Below are 16215 nucleotides of genomic sequence, written 5' to 3' on the forward strand. Positions count from 1 at the left end.
GGAGCCGGGCGGCGGTTCGGGGGTGGTGCGGGTCAGGCCTTGCGGAGCTGGAAGGCGAGGCCGAGGGAGTCGTCGGCGAAGGTCTCGGAGTCCCAGTCGGCCGCGCCGGCGGCGAAGTCGGTGGCGAGGACCTCCTCGGCGACGAGGGGGCCGTGTTCGGCGATGGCTTCGGCGGTCTCCTCCGAGGTGGCGCGCCAGCGCAGGACGATGCGGTCGGCGACGTCCAGGCCGGAGTTCTTGCGGGCCTCCTGGATCTGGCGGATGGCGTCGCGGGCGATGCCGAGCCGCTTGAGCTCCGGGGTGATGGCCAGGTCGAGGGCGACGGTGGCGCCGGACTCGTTGGCGACGGCCCAGCCCTCGCGCGGGGTCTCGGTGATGATCACCTCGTCGGGGGAGAGGGTGATCGGTTCACCGTTCAGTTCGACGGAGGTGGTGCCCGAGGCGCGCAGTTCGGCGGCCAGGCGGGCGGCGTCGGTGGCGGCGACCGCCTTGGCGACGTCCTGGACGCCCTTGCCGAAACGCTTGCCCAGCGCGCGGAAGTTGGCCTTGGCGCTGGTGTCGACCAGCGAACCGCCGACCTCCGCCAGCGACTCCAGGGCGGAGACGTTGAGCTCCTCGGCGATCTGCGCGCGCAGGTCGGCCGGCAGCTCCTCCCAGCCCTGGGCGGCGACCAGCGCGCGCGAGAGCGGCTGACGGGTCTTCACGCCGGACTCGGCGCGGGTGGCCCGGCCCAGCTCGACCAGGCGGCGGACCAGCGCCATGTGCCGGGAGAGCTCGGTGTCGATCAGCGACTCGTCGGCCTCCGGCCAGGTGGCCAGGTGCACCGAGGCCGGGGCCTCCGGGGCGACCGGGACGACCAGGTCCTGCCAGACCCGCTCGGTGATGAACGGGGTGAGCGGGGCCATCAGGCGGGTGACCGTCTCCAGCGCCTCGTGCAGCGTGGCGAGCGCGGCGGCGTCGCCCTGCCAGAAGCGGCGGCGGCCGCGGCGGACGTACCAGTTGGACAGGTCGTCGACGAAGCCCGACAGCAGCTTGCCGGCGCGCTGGGTGTCGTACGCCTCGTAGGCCGCGTCGACCTCGCGGACCAGGGTGTTCAGCTCGGAGAGCACCCAGCGGTCCAGCTGCGGGCGGTCGGCCGGGGCCGGGTCGTTCGCCGACGGCGCCCAGTTCGAGGTGCGGGCGTACAGGGCCTGGAAGGCGACGGTGTTCCAGTAGGTGAGGAGGGTCTTGCGGACCACCTCCTGGATGGTGCCGTGGCCGACCCGGCGGGCCGACCAGGGCGAACCGCCGGCCGCCATGAACCAGCGGACGGCGTCGGCGCCGTGCTGGTCCATCAGCGGGATCGGCTGGAGGATGTTGCCCAGGTGCTTGGACATCTTGCGGCCGTCCTCGGCCAGGATGTGGCCCAGGCAGACGACGTTCTCGTAGCTGTTCCTGTCGAACACCAGGGTTCCGACCGCCATCAGCGTGTAGAACCAGCCGCGGGTCTGGTCGATCGCCTCGGAGATGAACTGCGCCGGGTAGCGCTTCTCGAACAGCTCCTTGTTCTGGTACGGGTAGCCGTACTGGGCGAAGGGCATCGAGCCCGAGTCGTACCAGGCGTCGATGACCTCGGGCACGCGGGTGGCGGTGCCGCCGCAGTCGCGGCAGGCGAAGGTCACCGCGTCGATGTACGGGCGGTGCGGGTCGAGGCCGCTCTGGTCGGTGCCGGTGAGCTCGGACAGCTCGGCCAGCGAGCCGACGCAGGTGAGGTGGCCCTCCTCGCAGCGCCAGATCGGCAGCGGGGTGCCCCAGTAGCGGTTGCGGCTGAGCGCCCAGTCGATGTTGTTGTTCAGCCAGTCGCCGAAGCGGCCGTGCTTGACCGTGTCCGGGAACCAGTTGGTGGCCTCGTTCTCGCGGATCATCGCGTCCTTGACGGCGGTGGTCCGGATGTACCAGGACGGCTGCGCGTAGTAGAGCAGCGCGGTGTGGCAGCGCCAGCAGTGCGGGTAGCTGTGCTCGTACGGCAGGTGACGGAAGAGCAGGCCGCGCTCCTTGAGGTCCGCGACCAGGGCCTCGTCGGCCTTCTTGAAGAACTGGCCGCCGACCAGCGGGACCTCGGGGGCGAAGGTGCCGTCGCCGAGCACCGGGTTGACCACCGGCAGGCCGTACTTGCGGCAGGTCGCGAGGTCGTCCGCGCCGAAGGCGGGGGACTGGTGGACGATGCCGGTGCCGTCCTCGGTGGTGACGTAGTCGGCGTTGAGGACGTAGTGGGCGTTCTCGATCTCGACCAGGTCGAAGGGGCGGCGGTAGGCCCAGCGCTCCATCTCGGCGCCGGTGAAGGACTCGCCGGTGGTCTCCCAGCCCTCGCCGAGCGCCTTGGCGACCAGCGGCTCGGCGACGACCAGCTGCTCCTCGCCGTCGGTGGCCACCACGTAGGTGACCTCCGGGTGGACGGCGGCGGCGGTGTTGGAGACCAGGGTCCACGGGGTGGTGGTCCACACCAGCAGGGCGGCCCGGCCGGCCAGCGGGCCGCTGGTGAGCGGGAAGCGGACGAAGACCGAGGGGTCGACCACGGTCTCGTAGCCCTGGGCCAGCTCGTGGTCCGACAGGCCGGTGCCGCAGCGCGGGCACCAGGGGGCGACCCGGTGGTCCTGGACCAGCAGGCCCTTGTCGAAGATCTGCTGGAGCGACCACCACACGGACTGGACGTACGACGGGTCCATCGTGCGGTAGGCCTCGTCGAGGTCGACCCAGTAGCCCATGCGGGTGGTCAGCTCGGCGAAGGCGTCGGTGTGGCGGGTCACCGAGTCGCGGCACTTGGCGTTGAACTCGGCGATGCCGTACGCCTCGATGTCCTGCTTGCCGGAGAAGCCCAGCTCCTTCTCGACGGCGAGCTCGACCGGCAGGCCGTGGCAGTCCCAGCCGGCCTTGCGGGCGACGTGGTAGCCCTTCATGGTCCGGAAGCGCGGGAAGACGTCCTTGAAGACGCGGGCCTCGATGTGGTGGGCGCCGGGCATGCCGTTGGCGGTGGGCGGGCCCTCGTAGAACACCCACTCGGGGCGGCCCTCGGACTGCTCCAGGCTGCGCTGGAAGATCTTGTTGTCCTGCCAGAAGGACAGGATCTGGTGCTCCAGGGCAGGCAGATCCACCTGCGCGGGGACGGGGTTGTAGGAGCTGGCCATCGCGGCGTCTACCTCCGGTGGATGCGGGACTGGATCCTCCGGAGGGACGAGACGGCCCGGCCGTCCCGCGGTACCACCCTCCTTGGCCGCGGTGCTGCGTTCGCGGCCCTCTTGTTTGGGCTTGCTGCCGGGTCTAGTGGGCCACCGCGGCATCGCGGCGGCCGTTCTTCCGGCGGCTCCGGGGTGATCTTCCCGTCGTGCACACCCCCGGGCTCGCACCGTCCCCGGGTCGCTGGTGGCTGCGTACGTCGGTACTCGTCCCATCTGCGCCTTGCCCCGCCAGTGTATCGGCCGGGTGCGGCGGTTTGTCCAAACCGTTTCCCGGTGGGTGGCCCGGAGCACTCCGGGGGCGCTCCGGGAGCGTTCCGGGGGCGTTCGCCGAGGGAGGTTAGCCGGAGTCGATCTGGGCACAAATCTCTGAGCGCACGGGGCGTGACGGTTGGGACGGCTGCCTGGGTGGGAACGTTATGAGGCGTCGGTATGTCATGTTGTGACCGGTTTTGATCGGGATTATCGTTCCGGCACTGGAAGCCGCCGGGAACCGGCGGCTCGATTCGTTCGTAGATGGGGTCGAAAGCCATGGCTGAGAAGGGAACCGGCGCGGGCACCGCCACCAAGCGGGCACGCAAGGCCGTGGCGGTCGACCCAGGGGAGGGGCCCGTGACCACTACCGCACCGAAGAGCAGCACCGACACCGTCACCGCGCCGAGAGGCGCCGAGTCGGTGGACCCGGCCACGCTGCCGGTCCGGCCCGGCGAGGACCCGTGGACCGCCGAGGAGGTCCACGAGCTGCACGACGAGCTGATCAGCGACCTGGACCGGCTCCGGACCGAGATCGGCGCCGCCGAGGCGGCCATCTCCGGCCTGATGCGCGACTCCAACGACGGAGCCGGCGACGACCAGGTGGACGCCGGTACGAAGAACATCTCGCGGGAGAGCGAGCTGGCGCTGGCCAACAACGCGCGGGACAGCCTGGCCCAGACCGAGCGCGCGCTGGATCGACTGGAGGGCGTCGGCTTCGGCACCTGCGAGTCCTGCGGGCAGGCCATCGGCAAGGCCCGGATGCAGGCCTTCCCCAGGGCGACGCTCTGCGTGCAGTGCAAGGCCAAGCAGGAACGCCGCTGAACCGGGCGACCGGAGCGACGCGCGGGGTCGGGCTTGCCGTACGCTCGACCCCGTAATGTCGCCCGAGTAACGTCGCCTGACGCGTTCGTGAACGCGGGCAGGCTGTCACCGGCCCACCACCCTCCCCCTCCTGCGGACCGGGGGAGCTCCATCGGCAGCGGAGCGGATCATCAGCACGCAAGGTTCCCCCCAGACCCGGGACGACGCCGTCCCGTCCCCCGCCGATGCCGTGGAGGTGCCCGTGGCGGAGCCGACCGGGGCGTCCGTGGACGACGCGGGGACCGAGAAGCCCAAGGGGCGGCGCCGGGTCGGGGTGCTGCTGGTCGTGGCGGTGCTCGCCTTCCTGATCGACCTGGGCAGCAAGCTGCTGGTGGTCGCCCGGCTGGAGAACCACGCGGCGATCAAGGTGATCGGGGACGTGGTCACCTTCCAGGTGATCCGCAACTCGGGCGCGGCCTTCGGGATGGGGCAGGCGCTGACCGTCGTCTTCACGATGATCGCCTCCGCCGTCATCGTGGTGATCTGGCGGATCGCGCGCCGCCTGTACAGCCTGCCCTGGGCGATCGCGCTCGGGCTGCTGCTCGGCGGGGCGCTCGGCAACCTCACCGACCGGCTGTTCCGCGCCCCCGGCGTCTTCCGCGGGCATGTGGTGGACTTCATCTCCGTCCAGCACTTCGCGGTCTTCAACCTCGCGGACTCGGCGATCGTCTGCGGCGGAATCCTGGTGGTGCTGCTCTCCTTCCGGGGCAGCAACCCGGACGGGACGCTCCACCAGCAGGCCGACAAGGCGGAGAAGACGGAGCAGGCGGAGAAGTAGCCCCGGCCACCGGCGGGCGGGGGAGGGCCGCGTTTCCGGCATACTCGTACGGGTGAGTACCGCAGCGCAGATCCGCAGCCTCCCCGTTCCCGACGGCCTGGAGGGCGAGCGCCTCGACGCCGCCCTGGCCCGGATGTTCGGCTTCTCCCGGACCAAGGCCGCCGAGCTGGCCGCCGACGGCAAGGTGACGCTCGACGGCGCCGCGGCCGGCAAGTCGGACCGGGTGACCGCCGGCTCCTGGCTGGAGGTCGAGATCCCGGCCCCGGCCGCGCCCGTGCGGATCGTCGCCGAGGCGGTCGAGGGCATGCGCATCGTCCACGACGACGAGGACATCGTGCTGGTCGACAAGCCGGTCGGCGTCGCCGCGCACCCCAGCCCGGGCTGGACCGGCCCCACCGTGATCGGCGGGCTGGCCGCGGCCGGGTACCGGATCTCCACCTCGGGCGCCGCCGAGCGCCAGGGCATCGTGCACCGGCTGGACGTCGGCACCTCCGGGCTGATGGTGGTCGCCAAGTCCGAGCGCGCCTACACCGACCTCAAGCGGCAGTTCCACGACCGGATCACCGAGAAGCGCTACCACACCCTGGTGCAGGGCCACCCGGACCCGATGAGCGGGACGGTGGACGCGCCGATCGGCCGGCACCCCAGCTCGGACTGGAAGTGGGCCGTCACCCGGGACGGCAAGCCGTCCGTCACCCACTACGACCTGATCGAGGCGTACCGGGCCGCGTCGCTGCTGGCGATCAAGCTGGAGACCGGGCGCACCCACCAGATCCGCGTCCACATGTCCGCGCTGCGGCACCCCTGCGTGGGCGACCTGACGTACGGCGCCGACCCGACGCTGGCCAAGCGGCTGGGCCTGACCCGGCAGTGGCTGCACGCGGTGTCGCTCGGCTTCGAGCACCCGGCGGACGGGCAGTGGGTCGAGTTCTCCAGCGAGTACCCGGAGGACCTCAGGAAGTCGCTGGACATCATCGCGGCGGAGAGCTGAGGTGGCGGCTGCCACCGTCCGGATCGCCGAGGGGGAGGCGGACCTGGAGCTCGTGCGGGCCGTCCGGCGCGAGGTCTTCGTCGTCGAGCAGAACGTGCCGGAGGAGCTGGAGTACGACGAGTACGACGCGACCTCGGTGCACCTGCTGGCCCTCGGGGCCGACGGGGCCGCGCTGGGGACGGCGCGGCTGATCTTCGGGGAGCAGGCGCGCGAGCTCACCGGCGGTGTCGAGGGGCGCGTGCTGCTCGGGCGGCTCGCGGTCGTCGCGGCGGCCCGGGGGACGGGCCTCGGGGCGGTGCTCGTACGGGCGGTCGAGGCCGCGGGGGCCGAGCGCGGCGCGGTGGAGGTCGAGCTGCACGCGCAGGTGCGGGCGCTCGGGTTCTACGAGCGGCTGGGGTACGTGGCCGAGGGGCCCGTGTACGACTCCGCGGGCATCCCGCACCGGACGATGACGCGGATGTTGTAGCTGTAGGCGTTCCGGTCGGACGGCGCCGTACCTCCGGGGCGGGTTCCCGCTGGTCGCCCTTCGCTTCGCGCGGTTCCCCGTGCCCCGGTCGGGGTGCGGGGAACTCTTGTTTCCGGCGCGGTCGCGGTCGCGGTTCAGCCTTCGGTGGTGCGCAGGCGGGGGAGGGCGTGGGGGTGCTCGTCGCGCAGGTGGGCGATGAGCTGTTCTCGGATGTCGAAGCGGAGCCGGGCGGCGTCGTCCGGGGTGCGGGCCGTCATGGTGGCGCGGACGACGATGGTGCTGGGCGTGGTGTCGGTGACGTGCAGGGCCCACTCGTCGCCGTCCCACAGCGGGTGCCGGTCCAGGCGGGCGCGCAGGACGGCGCGCAGCTCCTCCATCGGGGTGGTGTGGTCGAGGTGGAGCAGCACGGCGGCGAGCAGGCCGGGGTCGCGGCGGGTCCAGTTCTCGAAGGGCTTGTTGACGAAGTACGAGACCGGGACGACCAGCCGGCGGTAGTCCCAGAGCCGGACCACCAGGTAGGTGAGGGTGATCTCCTCGACGGTGCCCTGCTGGCCGTCCACCACCACGGTGTCGCCGATCCGGACGGTGTCGCTGAAGGCGATCTGGAGGCCGGCGAAGAAGTTGCCCAGGGTGCTCTGGGCGGCGATGCCGGCCACGATGCCGATGACGCCCGCCGAGGCGAGCAGGCTGGCGCCGACGGTGCGCATGGCGGAGAAGGTCAGCAGCATCACGGCCACCGTGACCACGACGATCAGCGCGCCGGCCACCCGGCGCAGCATGCCGATCTGGGTGCGCACCCGCTGGACCCGGGCCGGGTCGTCGACGCGGGTCTCGTAGCGGCTGAGCAGCGCCTCCAGGAGGGCGGCCACCACGCGGACGGTGAGCCAGCCCAGCGAGGCGAGCAGGAACAGCAGGAGCAGGTGCTGGGCGCCGGCGTCGCCCTTCAGGTGGAAGATCCGCTGGAGCGGTCTGGCCGCGAGCAGCAGGGCCGACACGACGGAGAGCTGGAGCGGGATCCGGCAGCGGCGCAGCAGCGGCCAGACCGGGGCCGAGGGGTTGCGGGCGGCGATCCGCTGGAGGGCCTGGTCGACGATCCAGCCGATCGCCAGGGTGGCGGCGACGGTGGCGAGCAGTGAGATCAGCGGCCAGGGCATGCGCCGTACGATACTCGGGCACAGTGGGGCGAACCGGGCGAAATGGTGTGGCGGCTTTATCGGACACCTACCCGGACGGCGGATACGATCAGCGCCCATGGAGTTCGGTGGGGCATGGCGTCGCTGGCGCGCCCGGGGAACAACGGTCGGACGCGGGCTGCTGGCCGGGGCGGTGGCCCTGGTGGCGGTGGCCGCGGCCGGCACCGCGACGGTGGCGTCCGGCGGTGAGCGGGCGGTCCACCAGGAGGACCGTTTCCTCAGCATGCCGGAGACGCCCGGCAGCACCCAGCAGGTCCAGCTGGACACCTCCTTCTTCACCACCGGCGGCGGTCCGCGCCCGGCGGTGCTCCTGGCGCACGGCTTCGGCGGTTCCAAGGAGGGCGAGCGCGAGCGCGCCGAACAGCTGGCCCGGCAGGGGTACGCGGTACTGACCTGGTCGGCGCGCGGCTTCGGCCACTCGGGCGGCAGGATCGGGCTGAACGCGCCGGACCGCGAGGTCGAGGACGTCAAGCACCTGGTGGACTGGCTGGCCCAGCGGCCCGAGGTGCAGCTGGACGCCGCCGGCGACCCGAAGGTCGGCATCACCGGCGCCTCGTACGGCGGGGCGGTCTCGCTGCTGGCCTCCGCGTACGACCCCCGGATCGACGCCGTCGCCACCCAGATCACCTGGTGGAACCTGGCCGACGCGCTGTTCCCGCAGGGCGTCCAGGGCTCGGGCGCGGCGGACGGCGTGTTCAAGAAGCTGTGGGCCGGGATCTTCTTCACCACCGGCTCGGCCGGGGACCTCGGGCCCTCCGGCGGGGCGCCGCGGGAGGGCGGCGGGCCGAAGCCGACCGCGGACGGGCCGGTCGGCTGCGGGCGGTTCCTGGACTCGCTCTGCCGGATGTACGACCGGGTCGCCACCGCCGGGCACGCCGATCCGGAGGCCGTCGCGCTGCTGGAGCGCTCCAGCCCGTCCTCGGTGGCGGCGCAGCTCAAGGCGCCCACGCTGGTGGTGCAGGGGCAGCAGGACTCGCTGTTCCCGCTGGACCAGGGCGACCGCATCGCCAAGGCGGTGGCCGCCAACGGCGCGCCGGTCGCGGTGGACTGGTTCGCCGGCGGCCACGACGGCGGGACGGACACCAGCGCCCGGGTCGACGACCGGGTGACCGCCTGGTTCGACCACTACCTGAAGGGGGACGGCAACGACACCGGCGCCGCCTTCCGGGTCACCCGCACCGGCGGGGTCGACTCGACCGGCTTCCAGGCCGTGCTGCGCGGAGCCACCGCCGACCGGTACCCGGGGCTGGGCGGAACCGGCTCGCGGACCGTCGAGCTGACGGGCGGCGAGCAGACCCTCGCCAACCCTCCCGGCGGCGCGCCGCCCGGGATCTCGACCCTGCCGGGCGTCGGCGCGCTCAGCCAGGCGGCCTCGCTGGGCGCCGGGCTCTCACTGGACTTCCCCGGGCAGAACGCCGCCTTCGACTCGGTGCCGCTGGACTCGCCGCTGCACCTGACCGGGCAGCCGACCGTGCCGGTGCGGGTGACGGCGGACCGGCCGGACGCGGTCCTGTTCGCGAAGCTGTACGACGTCGGGCCGGACGGCAAGGCGGTGCTGCCGCAGCAGCTCGCCGCCCCGCTGCGGGTCACCGGCGCGGACGCCGGGCAGACCGTCACGGTCGAGCTGCCGACCGTGGACCACACCTTCCCCGCCGGGCACCGGGTGCGACTGGTGCTGGCCGCCACCGACCTCGCCTACGCCTCGCCGGTCGAGCCGGCCACCTACCGGGTGGCACCGGCCGGGGCGCTCACCGCGCCGACCGTCGCCGAACTGGTCACCGAGGCGGCCCCGCTGCCCTCGCGCACCTGGCTGCTGCCGGTGATCGCCGTCCTGGTGGCCGCGGCCCTGGTGCTGGCGCCGCGGCTGCGCCGCCGCCGGGCCGCCGGGCCCGCCTTCGACCCGGAGCTGGCCGCGGTGCCGCTGCGGATCAGCGGGCTGAGCAAGCGCTACAAGGGCGCCCAGGACCGCTACGCCGTACGGGAACTGGGCTTCCGGGTGGAGCAGGGACAGGTGCTCGGCCTGCTCGGGCCGAACGGTGCCGGCAAGACCACCACGCTGCGGATGCTGATGGGACTCATCCGGCCGGACGCCGGGGAGATCCGGATCTTCGGTCACCTGGTGCGGCCCGGCGCGCCCGTGCTCTCGCGGGTCGGGGCGTTCGTGGAGGGCGCGGGCTTCCTGCCGCACCTCACCGGGCGGGCCAACCTGCGGCTGTACTGGCAGGCGACCGGACGGCCGGAGGCCGACGCCCGCTTCGACGAGGCGCTGGCCATCGCCGGGCTCGGCGAGGCGCTGGACCGCGCGGTGCGGACGTACTCGCAGGGCATGCGGCAGCGGCTGGCGATCGCGCAGGCGATGCTCGGGATGCCGGACCTGCTGATCCTGGACGAGCCGACCAACGGGCTGGACCCGCCGCAGATCCGTGAGATGCGCGAGGTGATGATCCGCTACGCGGCCGGCGGGCGGACCGTGATCGTGTCGAGCCACCTGCTGTCCGAGGTCGAGCAGAGCTGTACGGACCTGGTGGTGATGGACCGCGGGCGGCTGGTCACGGCCGGCCCGGTCGGGGACATCGTGGGCGCCGGCGAGCTGCTGATGATCGGCATCGCCGGCCCGTACGACCCGGTGCCGGTGGTCGAGAAGGTCGCCGCGCTCGCCGGGGTCGGCTCGGTGGAGGCCGTCGACGGCGGCCTGCTGGTGCGCCTGGACGGACTGGCGGCCAGCGCGCTGCTGGCCGAACTGGTGCGGCTGGAGGTACCGGTGGAGAGCGCCGGGCCGCAGCGCCGCCTGGAGGACGCGTTCCTGTCGTTGATCGGAGGTGGAGCGTGAGCGTCGCCCCGAAGGACCACACCGAGCCGAAGGACCGTGCCGAGTCGATGGACCGTGCCGAGGACCGCGCCGAGTCGAGGAACCACGCCGAGTCGATGGACCGCGCCGAGTCGAGGGACCACGCCGAGGGGTACCGGGCGAGCCGGACGCTGCCGCTGCGGGTGGAGGCCATGCGGCAGCTGCGCCGGCGCCGCACGATGGTGATCGGCGGGGTGCTGGCCGCCATGCCGTTCGTCCTCCTGGCCGCGTTCCAGATCGGCGGTACCCCGGGCCGTCCGGGCCGGACCAGTTTCATCGAGCTGGCCACCGCCTCGGGGGCCAACTTCGCGGTCACCATGCTGTTCGTCGGCACCGGCTTCATGCTGGTCATCCCCGTCGCGCTGTTCTGCGGGGACACCGTCGCCTCCGAGGCCAGCTGGTCCTCGCTGCGCTACCTGCTGGCCGCACCGGTGCCCCGGGCCCGGCTGCTGGCCCGCAAGTTCGCCGTCGGCCTGGCGTTCTCGGCGGTGGCGGTGGTGATGCTGCCCGCGATCGGGCTGGTCGTCGGCACGGCCGCGTACGGCTGGGGGGACCTCGAACTGCCCGCCGGGGTCAGCCTGCCGGCCGGGCAGGCGCTGCCCCGGATCGCCATCGCGGTGGCCTTCGTCCTCCTGAGCGAGACCGTGATCGCGGCGCTCGCCTTCTGGCTCTCCACCGCGACGGACGCGCCCCTGGGCGCCGTCGGCGGCGCGGTGTTCGCCTCGATCATCACCGGGGTGCTGGACGCCGTCACCGCGCTGGGCGACCTGCGGGAGTGGCTGCCGGCGCACTGGCAGTACTCCTGGGCGGACGCCCTGCAGCCGCAGCTGGAATGGGGCGGCATGGTGCAGGGCGTCTCGCTGTCGCTCTCGTACGCGGCGGTGCTGCTGGCGCTGGCGTTCCGGGGGTTCGCGCGCAAGGACGTGGTGTCGTAGGCGTGCGGTGGGGCACCGCCGGGGCATGCGGGATCATGGGTGGGTAGCTGACCTCGCTGGTGAAGGACCCGAACCGTGGCCCAGATCGTCCTCTTCCACTCCGCCTACGGGCTGCGCCCCGCCGTGCGCGCCGCCGCCGAGCGGCTGCGCGCCGCCGGGCACACCGTGCACACGCCGGACCTGTTCGACGGGCGGACCTTCGAGTCCGTCGAGGAGGCGCAGGAGTTCCAGGAGGAACTCGGCGGCCGTGACGAGCTGCTGCGGCGGGCGGTGACCGCGGCCGCGCCGGTGTCCGAGGGCGGGCTGGTGTACGCCGGCTTCTCGCTCGGCGGCGCGGTGGCGCAGAACCTGGCACTGGCCGACGAGAAGGCCCGCGGGCTGCTGCTCCTGCACGGCACCTCGGACCTGCGGGAGGACGCGGCCACCGAGATCCCGGTGCAGCTGCACATCGCGGAGCCGGACCCGTTCGAGCCGGAGGACTGGCTGAACGCCTGGTACCTGCGGATGCGGCGGGCCGGGGCCGAGGTGGAGGTGCACCGCTACCGGGGCGCCGGGCACCTGTTCACCGACCCGGAGCTGCCGGACTACGACGAGGAGGCGGCCGAGCGCGCCTGGGCGGCGTCGCTGGACTTCCTCGCGGAGCTGGACGACTGACGGCTGCGGCGGGACACGGCCTCGCCCGCCCGGGCGGGAGTCCGGGCGGGCGGAACGGTCGGGCTCGGGGTCAGAGCGGCTGGGGCTTGATCATGGCGAAGGGGGCGCCCTGCGGGTCGGTGACGACGGTCATCCGGCCGGCCATCATGTCGAAGGGCGGGGCGAGGACGGTGCCGCCGCTCTTGACCAGGGCGTCCACGGTGGAGTCGACGTCGTCGACCGCGAAGTACGTCAGCCAGTGGGCCGGGGTGCCGGGCGGGTCGTTGGCGAGCAGGGTGGCGCCGCCCACCGCCCGGCCGCCGACGTTCAGTACCCAGTACGAGTCCACTCCCGGCATCGGCTCGATCTCGATGCCGAACGCCTCGCCGTAGAAGGCGGTGGCGGCCGGGATGTCGCTGGTGTGCAGCTCGTTCCAGGTCAGCGCGCCGGCCTCGTTGACGACCTGGGCGCCGAAGAACTCGCCCGGCTGCCAGACGCCGAACACCGCGCCCTGCGGGTCGGCGGCGATCAGCATCCGGCCCAGGTCGCCGACGTCCATGACCGGGACGATCAGGGTGCCGCCGGCGGCGACGATCGCGTCCTGGGTGGCCTGGGCGTCGGTGGAGGCCAGGTAGCTGGTCCAGACGGTCGGCGGCTCCGGCATCCCCTCGGGGGCCGTCCCCGGGCCGATGCCGGCCGCGGCCTTGCCGTTGAGGGTGCAGACGGCGTAGCCGCCGAACTCGGCCGGGCCGGCCTGCCCCTGCCAGCCGAGGAGGTCGCGGTAGAAGTCCAGCGCGGCCTGCTGGTCCTTGGCCATCAGATCGACCCAGCACGGGGTGCCGGTCGCGTACGGGGTGGTGACTTCGGGCATGATCGCCCTTTCTGGTGAGGGGTCCCTGCCGGTCACCATCTCCTCGTGCACCGTGGCTCGCCACTCGACACACCGCCGCGGCCGCCGGCCCGGGCGGGACCAGGGCGGAGAGCTCCCCGATGGCCGTACAGGTGCGCCCGTTCGGCGTACGGTCGACATATGGACGCACAGGCGCGACTGCTCTCCGTCAACGTCGGCAGGCCCCGGCCGAACCCGTGGAAGAAGGACCTCGGGCTCACCGGCATCGACAAGCGCCCGGTGGACGGCCCGGTCGCGGTGGCCGCACCGGGCCCCCGGGGGACGGGCGCGATCGCCCTGGCCGGGGACCGGGTGTACGACCTGAAGCACCACGGCGGCGACGACCAGGCGGTGTACGCCTACGCCCGGGAGGACCTGGACGGCTGGCAGACCGAGCTGGGCCGGGAACTGGCCAACGGCTCCTTCGGCGAGAACCTGACCACCACGGGCCTGGACGTGAACGACGCGCTGATCGGGGAGCGCTGGCGGATCGGCCCGGACATCGTCCTGGAGGTGTCCTGCGCGCGCATCCCCTGCGGCACCTTCCAGGGCTGGCTGGCGAGGGAGGGCTGGATCCGGCGCTTCACCGAGGCGGCCCTGCCGGGCGCCTACCTGCGGGTGGTCGCACCGGGCGAGCTGCGCGCCGGGGACGCGGTGGAGGTGGTGCACCGTCCGGACCACGACGTCACGGTGGCCCGGTCGTTCCGCGCGGTGACGACCGAACCGGAGCTGCTGCCAAGCCTGTTGGCGGTGGAGGCGTTCCCGGAGGAGATCAAGGAGCTGGTGCGCCGCCGGGTCCGGCCCCTGGACGCGGCGCTGTGAGCACACCGGCCACCGTCCGGCCGCCTCGCGATCGGGGCCCACGACGGTACGGCCGGTGTCGGTGGGTACGGCTAGCGTGAGCGCACGTGGGCAGCTGGGCTGACACCGGGGGGACCGATGGAGAACGCGCCGGACCACGGCCGGACCGTGCGGAACGGTTCGCTCGCGATGATCGGCCTGGGGGTCCTGCTGTTCGTCCTCAGCCTGGTCTATCTGATACCGCACGACATGGGGGTGACGTCGGCTCTGCGCAGCCGCGGCGTCCACGCCACGGCGGTCGTCACCGGGTGCGTGGAGGTGAGCGGGCCGCAGGACAACCCGGCGGGCAACTCCGAGTGCCGGGTGCGGTTCACGACGTCCGAGGGGGCGTCCGTCGAGACCCGACTCGCCTACGTCACCGGCAGCGTCAAGGCCCGTGACACCGTGACGGTGGTGTACGACCCCCGGCACACCGACACCGCCGCCCTCGCTTCGAGCATCGGTTTCTGGAACTCACTGAGCCGGAACGCGCTCGACGTGGTCGCCGTGGTCGCGTCGGTGGTCATGGTCCTGCTGGGCCTCGCGGTCCTTCTCGCGTACCGATGGCTCACCCGGGCGCGCAGCCGGCCCGGGGCGACGTGACGCCCCCTCGCCCGGGGAGGGCGAGGGGCGCGGCTCGGGGGATCAGACGTCGAGCTTCTCGAAGGTGAAGGCGGTGGCGCCTTCGAGGACGGGGATGACCTCGATCGGGCTCCGCCTGCCGGGTTCGAGGACGGTCCACGAGGAACCGTGGGGGGACGCGATCCGGTACGTGTTCGGGGTGCCGTCGACGGGGATCAGCTCCCACTCCGGGGCGTCGCCCTGGTCGAGGAGGAGGGAGACCAGCGGGCCGGCGGGCCCGAGGTCCTCCACGGCCGTCGGGGCGCCCTTCGCGTAGAGCCGGTAGCGGTTGTCGGGGTGGGCCTCGACGACCCAGACGGCGTCCTGGTCGTCGGTGTCGGCGAAGACGGCTTTGGGGGAGAGGTCCAGGGCTTCGTGACGGGCTCGGCCGATCCTGGCGTCGCCGTGCTGGATGGTGTAGAGGCCGGACTCCAACTGGGCCATGGCTGTCATTCCTTCGCGGTGCGGGCGAGATGCAGGACAGTTGTACGTGCTCGGAGGAAGCCGGGGCAGGGGCCTCGGCCCGCCATCACCTGAACGAGCTACGCCCCGCGCCGGGGGCTGCGGCACGATGGACCCCATGCACAGCGACCACTACGCGCCGCCGACCACCCTCCTCGGCCTCCTCCAGCGCGGCCGGGGCCAGGGCGCGCGGATAGCCGCCGAGGACCGGATGTCGGTCGCCGAACTCGTCCACGGCTGCATCCGCTGGGACTGGCGCTGGGACTCGCAGGTGGACGACCGACACCTGTACCTCGCCCGCTTGATCCGGGACCTGGAACTCCCGCTCGGGCCCGTGGTCGAGATGGCGACGGCCCAGGACGAGGACACCCGGGGCCGGGCCACCGGCGTGCTGGAACTGCTGGTGCTCGCCGGCTCGGCGGACGCCCGGGCGGCGCTGCCGGACTTCGTTCCGGAGGAGGACGAGCCGTCCGCGCGTCGCCCGGTGCGGCGGCCGGATCCGTACCCGGAGCGGGACAGTACGGGCCTGCTGGCCCTGCTGCGCGATCCGGCGGCGCCGGAGGGAGCCAGGACCTCCGCTCTCGTGGCCCTCTCGCTCCGCCCGCCCGAGCCCGCGCTGATCCCGCTGGTGCCCGGCCTCGGCTCCGCCGACGGCACCCGACCGCTGCCGCTGCTGGGCAAGGCCGTCGAGCGGCTGGCCGAGCAGGCCGTGCCGGCGGCCCGGGAGTGGGCGGCTTCGGAGCGGGCGTGGCTGGCCGAGATCGGCTACGCGGTGCTGGCCGCTCACGGTGACGAGGGGGACGTGCCGGCCTTGATCGCCGAGCTGGAGCGGCGGTGGGTGGACCGGTCCTGGTGCGGGCCGGACGAGCTCGCGCGCGGTCTCGCCCGCCTCGCCCGCTTCGGGCCGGAGGCGGCCGGTGCCGTCTCCCTGCTGCGCCGCTTCTGGCTCTGCACCCCGCACTCGTACGAGCGTGCCGACTACCTGGAGGCGTTGTCGGCGATGGGGGCCCCGGGCATGGCCGAGGCGTACACCGAGTCGCTGTGGGACTGCGAGCCGCGAGCCCGGCTCCTCGCCGTCGAGCACGCCCCCGACCGGCCCGACGTGCGGGAGCGCCTGGCCCTCCTGCGGGACGATCCGATCGAGGAGCCGGAGGTCCGTGAGGCGGCCGCGGGACGACTCGCCGGGCTCGCCCGGTAGGCCTTCCCGGAAGAGGGGCAACCCGGCGGTGGG

14 protein-coding genes are annotated in these 16215 nt (G+C 73.2%); 10 read left to right on the top strand and 4 right to left on the bottom strand.

Annotated features, from left to right (window positions below; all coding sequences use genetic code 11):
- Window positions 1–32 precede the first annotated feature (32 nt).
- Window positions 33–3164 (bottom strand): isoleucine--tRNA ligase, encoded by a 3132-nt coding sequence (gene ileS / locus ACFVGO_RS17405; RefSeq protein ID WP_380632577.1) that lies wholly within the window; start codon window positions 3162–3164, stop codon window positions 33–35.
- 660 nt (window positions 3165–3824) lie between these two features.
- Between ileS and ACFVGO_RS17410 the strand changes: the two genes are divergently transcribed.
- From ACFVGO_RS17410 to ACFVGO_RS17425, 4 genes are all read left to right on the top strand, one after another.
- Window positions 3825–4289 carry a TraR/DksA family transcriptional regulator gene (locus ACFVGO_RS17410; RefSeq protein WP_359908365.1) on the top strand — a complete coding sequence of 155 codons (465 nt, stop codon included), beginning with the start codon at window positions 3825–3827 and terminating at the stop codon, window positions 4287–4289.
- A gap of 166 nt (window positions 4290–4455) precedes the next feature.
- Window positions 4456–5106 (top strand): signal peptidase II, encoded by a 651-nt coding sequence (gene lspA / locus ACFVGO_RS17415; protein WP_380355635.1) that lies wholly within the window; start codon window positions 4456–4458, stop codon window positions 5104–5106.
- Between the two features lie 52 nt (window positions 5107–5158).
- On the top strand, window positions 5159–6097 hold the full coding sequence (locus tag ACFVGO_RS17420; protein WP_359908359.1) for an RluA family pseudouridine synthase: 939 nt from the start codon (window positions 5159–5161) through the stop codon (window positions 6095–6097).
- A 1-nt stretch (window position 6098) separates the two neighbouring features.
- On the top strand, window positions 6099–6563 hold the full coding sequence (locus ACFVGO_RS17425; protein ID WP_359908356.1) for a GNAT family N-acetyltransferase: 465 nt from the start codon (window positions 6099–6101) through the stop codon (window positions 6561–6563).
- Between the two features lie 134 nt (window positions 6564–6697).
- Here the strand turns inward: ACFVGO_RS17425 and ACFVGO_RS17430 are convergent, their stop codons facing one another.
- Window positions 6698–7717, bottom strand: a complete 1020-nt coding sequence (locus tag ACFVGO_RS17430) for a mechanosensitive ion channel family protein (RefSeq protein ID WP_380548658.1) — start codon at window positions 7715–7717, stop codon at window positions 6698–6700.
- Window positions 7718–7814: 97 nt separating this feature from the next.
- Between ACFVGO_RS17430 and ACFVGO_RS17435 the strand changes: the two genes are divergently transcribed.
- The 3 genes from ACFVGO_RS17435 (at window position 7815) to ACFVGO_RS17445 (ending at window position 12193) form a co-directional block, all read left to right on the top strand.
- Complete coding sequence (locus ACFVGO_RS17435; RefSeq protein WP_380632582.1) at window positions 7815–10586, top strand: alpha/beta fold hydrolase; 2772 nt, start codon at window positions 7815–7817, stop codon at window positions 10584–10586.
- Between the two features lie 95 nt (window positions 10587–10681).
- Complete coding sequence (locus ACFVGO_RS17440) at window positions 10682–11539, top strand: ABC transporter permease (RefSeq protein ID WP_359908379.1); 858 nt, start codon at window positions 10682–10684, stop codon at window positions 11537–11539.
- Window positions 11540–11614: 75 nt separating this feature from the next.
- Window positions 11615–12193, top strand: coding sequence for a dienelactone hydrolase family protein (locus tag ACFVGO_RS17445; protein ID WP_359908348.1), 579 nt, complete (start codon window positions 11615–11617; stop codon window positions 12191–12193).
- A gap of 70 nt (window positions 12194–12263) precedes the next feature.
- Here ACFVGO_RS17445 and ACFVGO_RS17450 read toward each other — a convergent pair whose 3' ends face one another.
- Window positions 12264–13043, bottom strand: coding sequence for a VOC family protein (locus ACFVGO_RS17450; protein WP_359908346.1), 780 nt, complete (start codon window positions 13041–13043; stop codon window positions 12264–12266).
- A gap of 159 nt (window positions 13044–13202) precedes the next feature.
- Between ACFVGO_RS17450 and ACFVGO_RS17455 the strand changes: the two genes are divergently transcribed.
- Window positions 13203–13883 (top strand): MOSC domain-containing protein, encoded by a 681-nt coding sequence (locus ACFVGO_RS17455; protein ID WP_380632585.1) that lies wholly within the window; start codon window positions 13203–13205, stop codon window positions 13881–13883.
- A gap of 117 nt (window positions 13884–14000) precedes the next feature.
- Entirely contained in the window at window positions 14001–14504 is a 504-nt protein-coding gene (locus ACFVGO_RS17460) for a DUF3592 domain-containing protein (protein WP_380632588.1), read from the top strand.
- Window positions 14505–14546: 42 nt separating this feature from the next.
- Here ACFVGO_RS17460 and ACFVGO_RS17465 read toward each other — a convergent pair whose 3' ends face one another.
- Window positions 14547–14966, bottom strand: a complete 420-nt coding sequence (locus ACFVGO_RS17465) for an I66 family serine proteinase inhibitor (protein WP_359908338.1) — start codon at window positions 14964–14966, stop codon at window positions 14547–14549.
- Window positions 14967–15102: 136 nt separating this feature from the next.
- Here ACFVGO_RS17465 and ACFVGO_RS17470 point away from each other — a divergent pair, with 136 nt between their 5' ends.
- Window positions 15103–16182 (top strand): hypothetical protein, encoded by a 1080-nt coding sequence (locus ACFVGO_RS17470; RefSeq protein ID WP_380632592.1) that lies wholly within the window; start codon window positions 15103–15105, stop codon window positions 16180–16182.
- Window positions 16183–16215 lie beyond the last annotated feature (33 nt).

This window comes from Kitasatospora sp. NPDC057738, assembly GCF_042798815.1.
Taxonomy (GTDB): domain Bacteria; phylum Actinomycetota; class Actinomycetes; order Streptomycetales; family Streptomycetaceae; genus Kitasatospora; species Kitasatospora lactacystinica.

Bases quoted from the DNA above. Each gene is read 5' to 3' on its own strand.
- ACFVGO_RS17450 (WP_359908346.1), bottom strand. From the start codon at position 13,043: ATGCCCGAAGTCACCACCCCGTACGCGACCGGCACCCCGTGCTGGGTC.
- ileS (WP_380632577.1), bottom strand. From the start codon at position 3,164: ATGGCCAGCTCCTACAACCCCGTCCCCGCGCAGGTGGATCTGCCTGCC.
- ACFVGO_RS17470 (WP_380632592.1), top strand. From the start codon at position 15,103: ATGCACAGCGACCACTACGCGCCGCCGACCACCCTCCTCGGCCTCCTC.
- ACFVGO_RS17460 (WP_380632588.1), top strand. From the start codon at position 14,001: ATGGAGAACGCGCCGGACCACGGCCGGACCGTGCGGAACGGTTCGCTC.
- ACFVGO_RS17435 (WP_380632582.1), top strand. From the start codon at position 7,815: ATGGAGTTCGGTGGGGCATGGCGTCGCTGGCGCGCCCGGGGAACAACG.
- ACFVGO_RS17440 (WP_359908379.1), top strand. From the start codon at position 10,682: ATGGACCGCGCCGAGTCGAGGGACCACGCCGAGGGGTACCGGGCGAGC.
- ACFVGO_RS17430 (WP_380548658.1), bottom strand. From the start codon at position 7,717: ATGCCCTGGCCGCTGATCTCACTGCTCGCCACCGTCGCCGCCACCCTG.
- ACFVGO_RS17465 (WP_359908338.1), bottom strand. From the start codon at position 14,966: ATGGCCCAGTTGGAGTCCGGCCTCTACACCATCCAGCACGGCGACGCC.
- ACFVGO_RS17455 (WP_380632585.1), top strand. From the start codon at position 13,203: ATGGACGCACAGGCGCGACTGCTCTCCGTCAACGTCGGCAGGCCCCGG.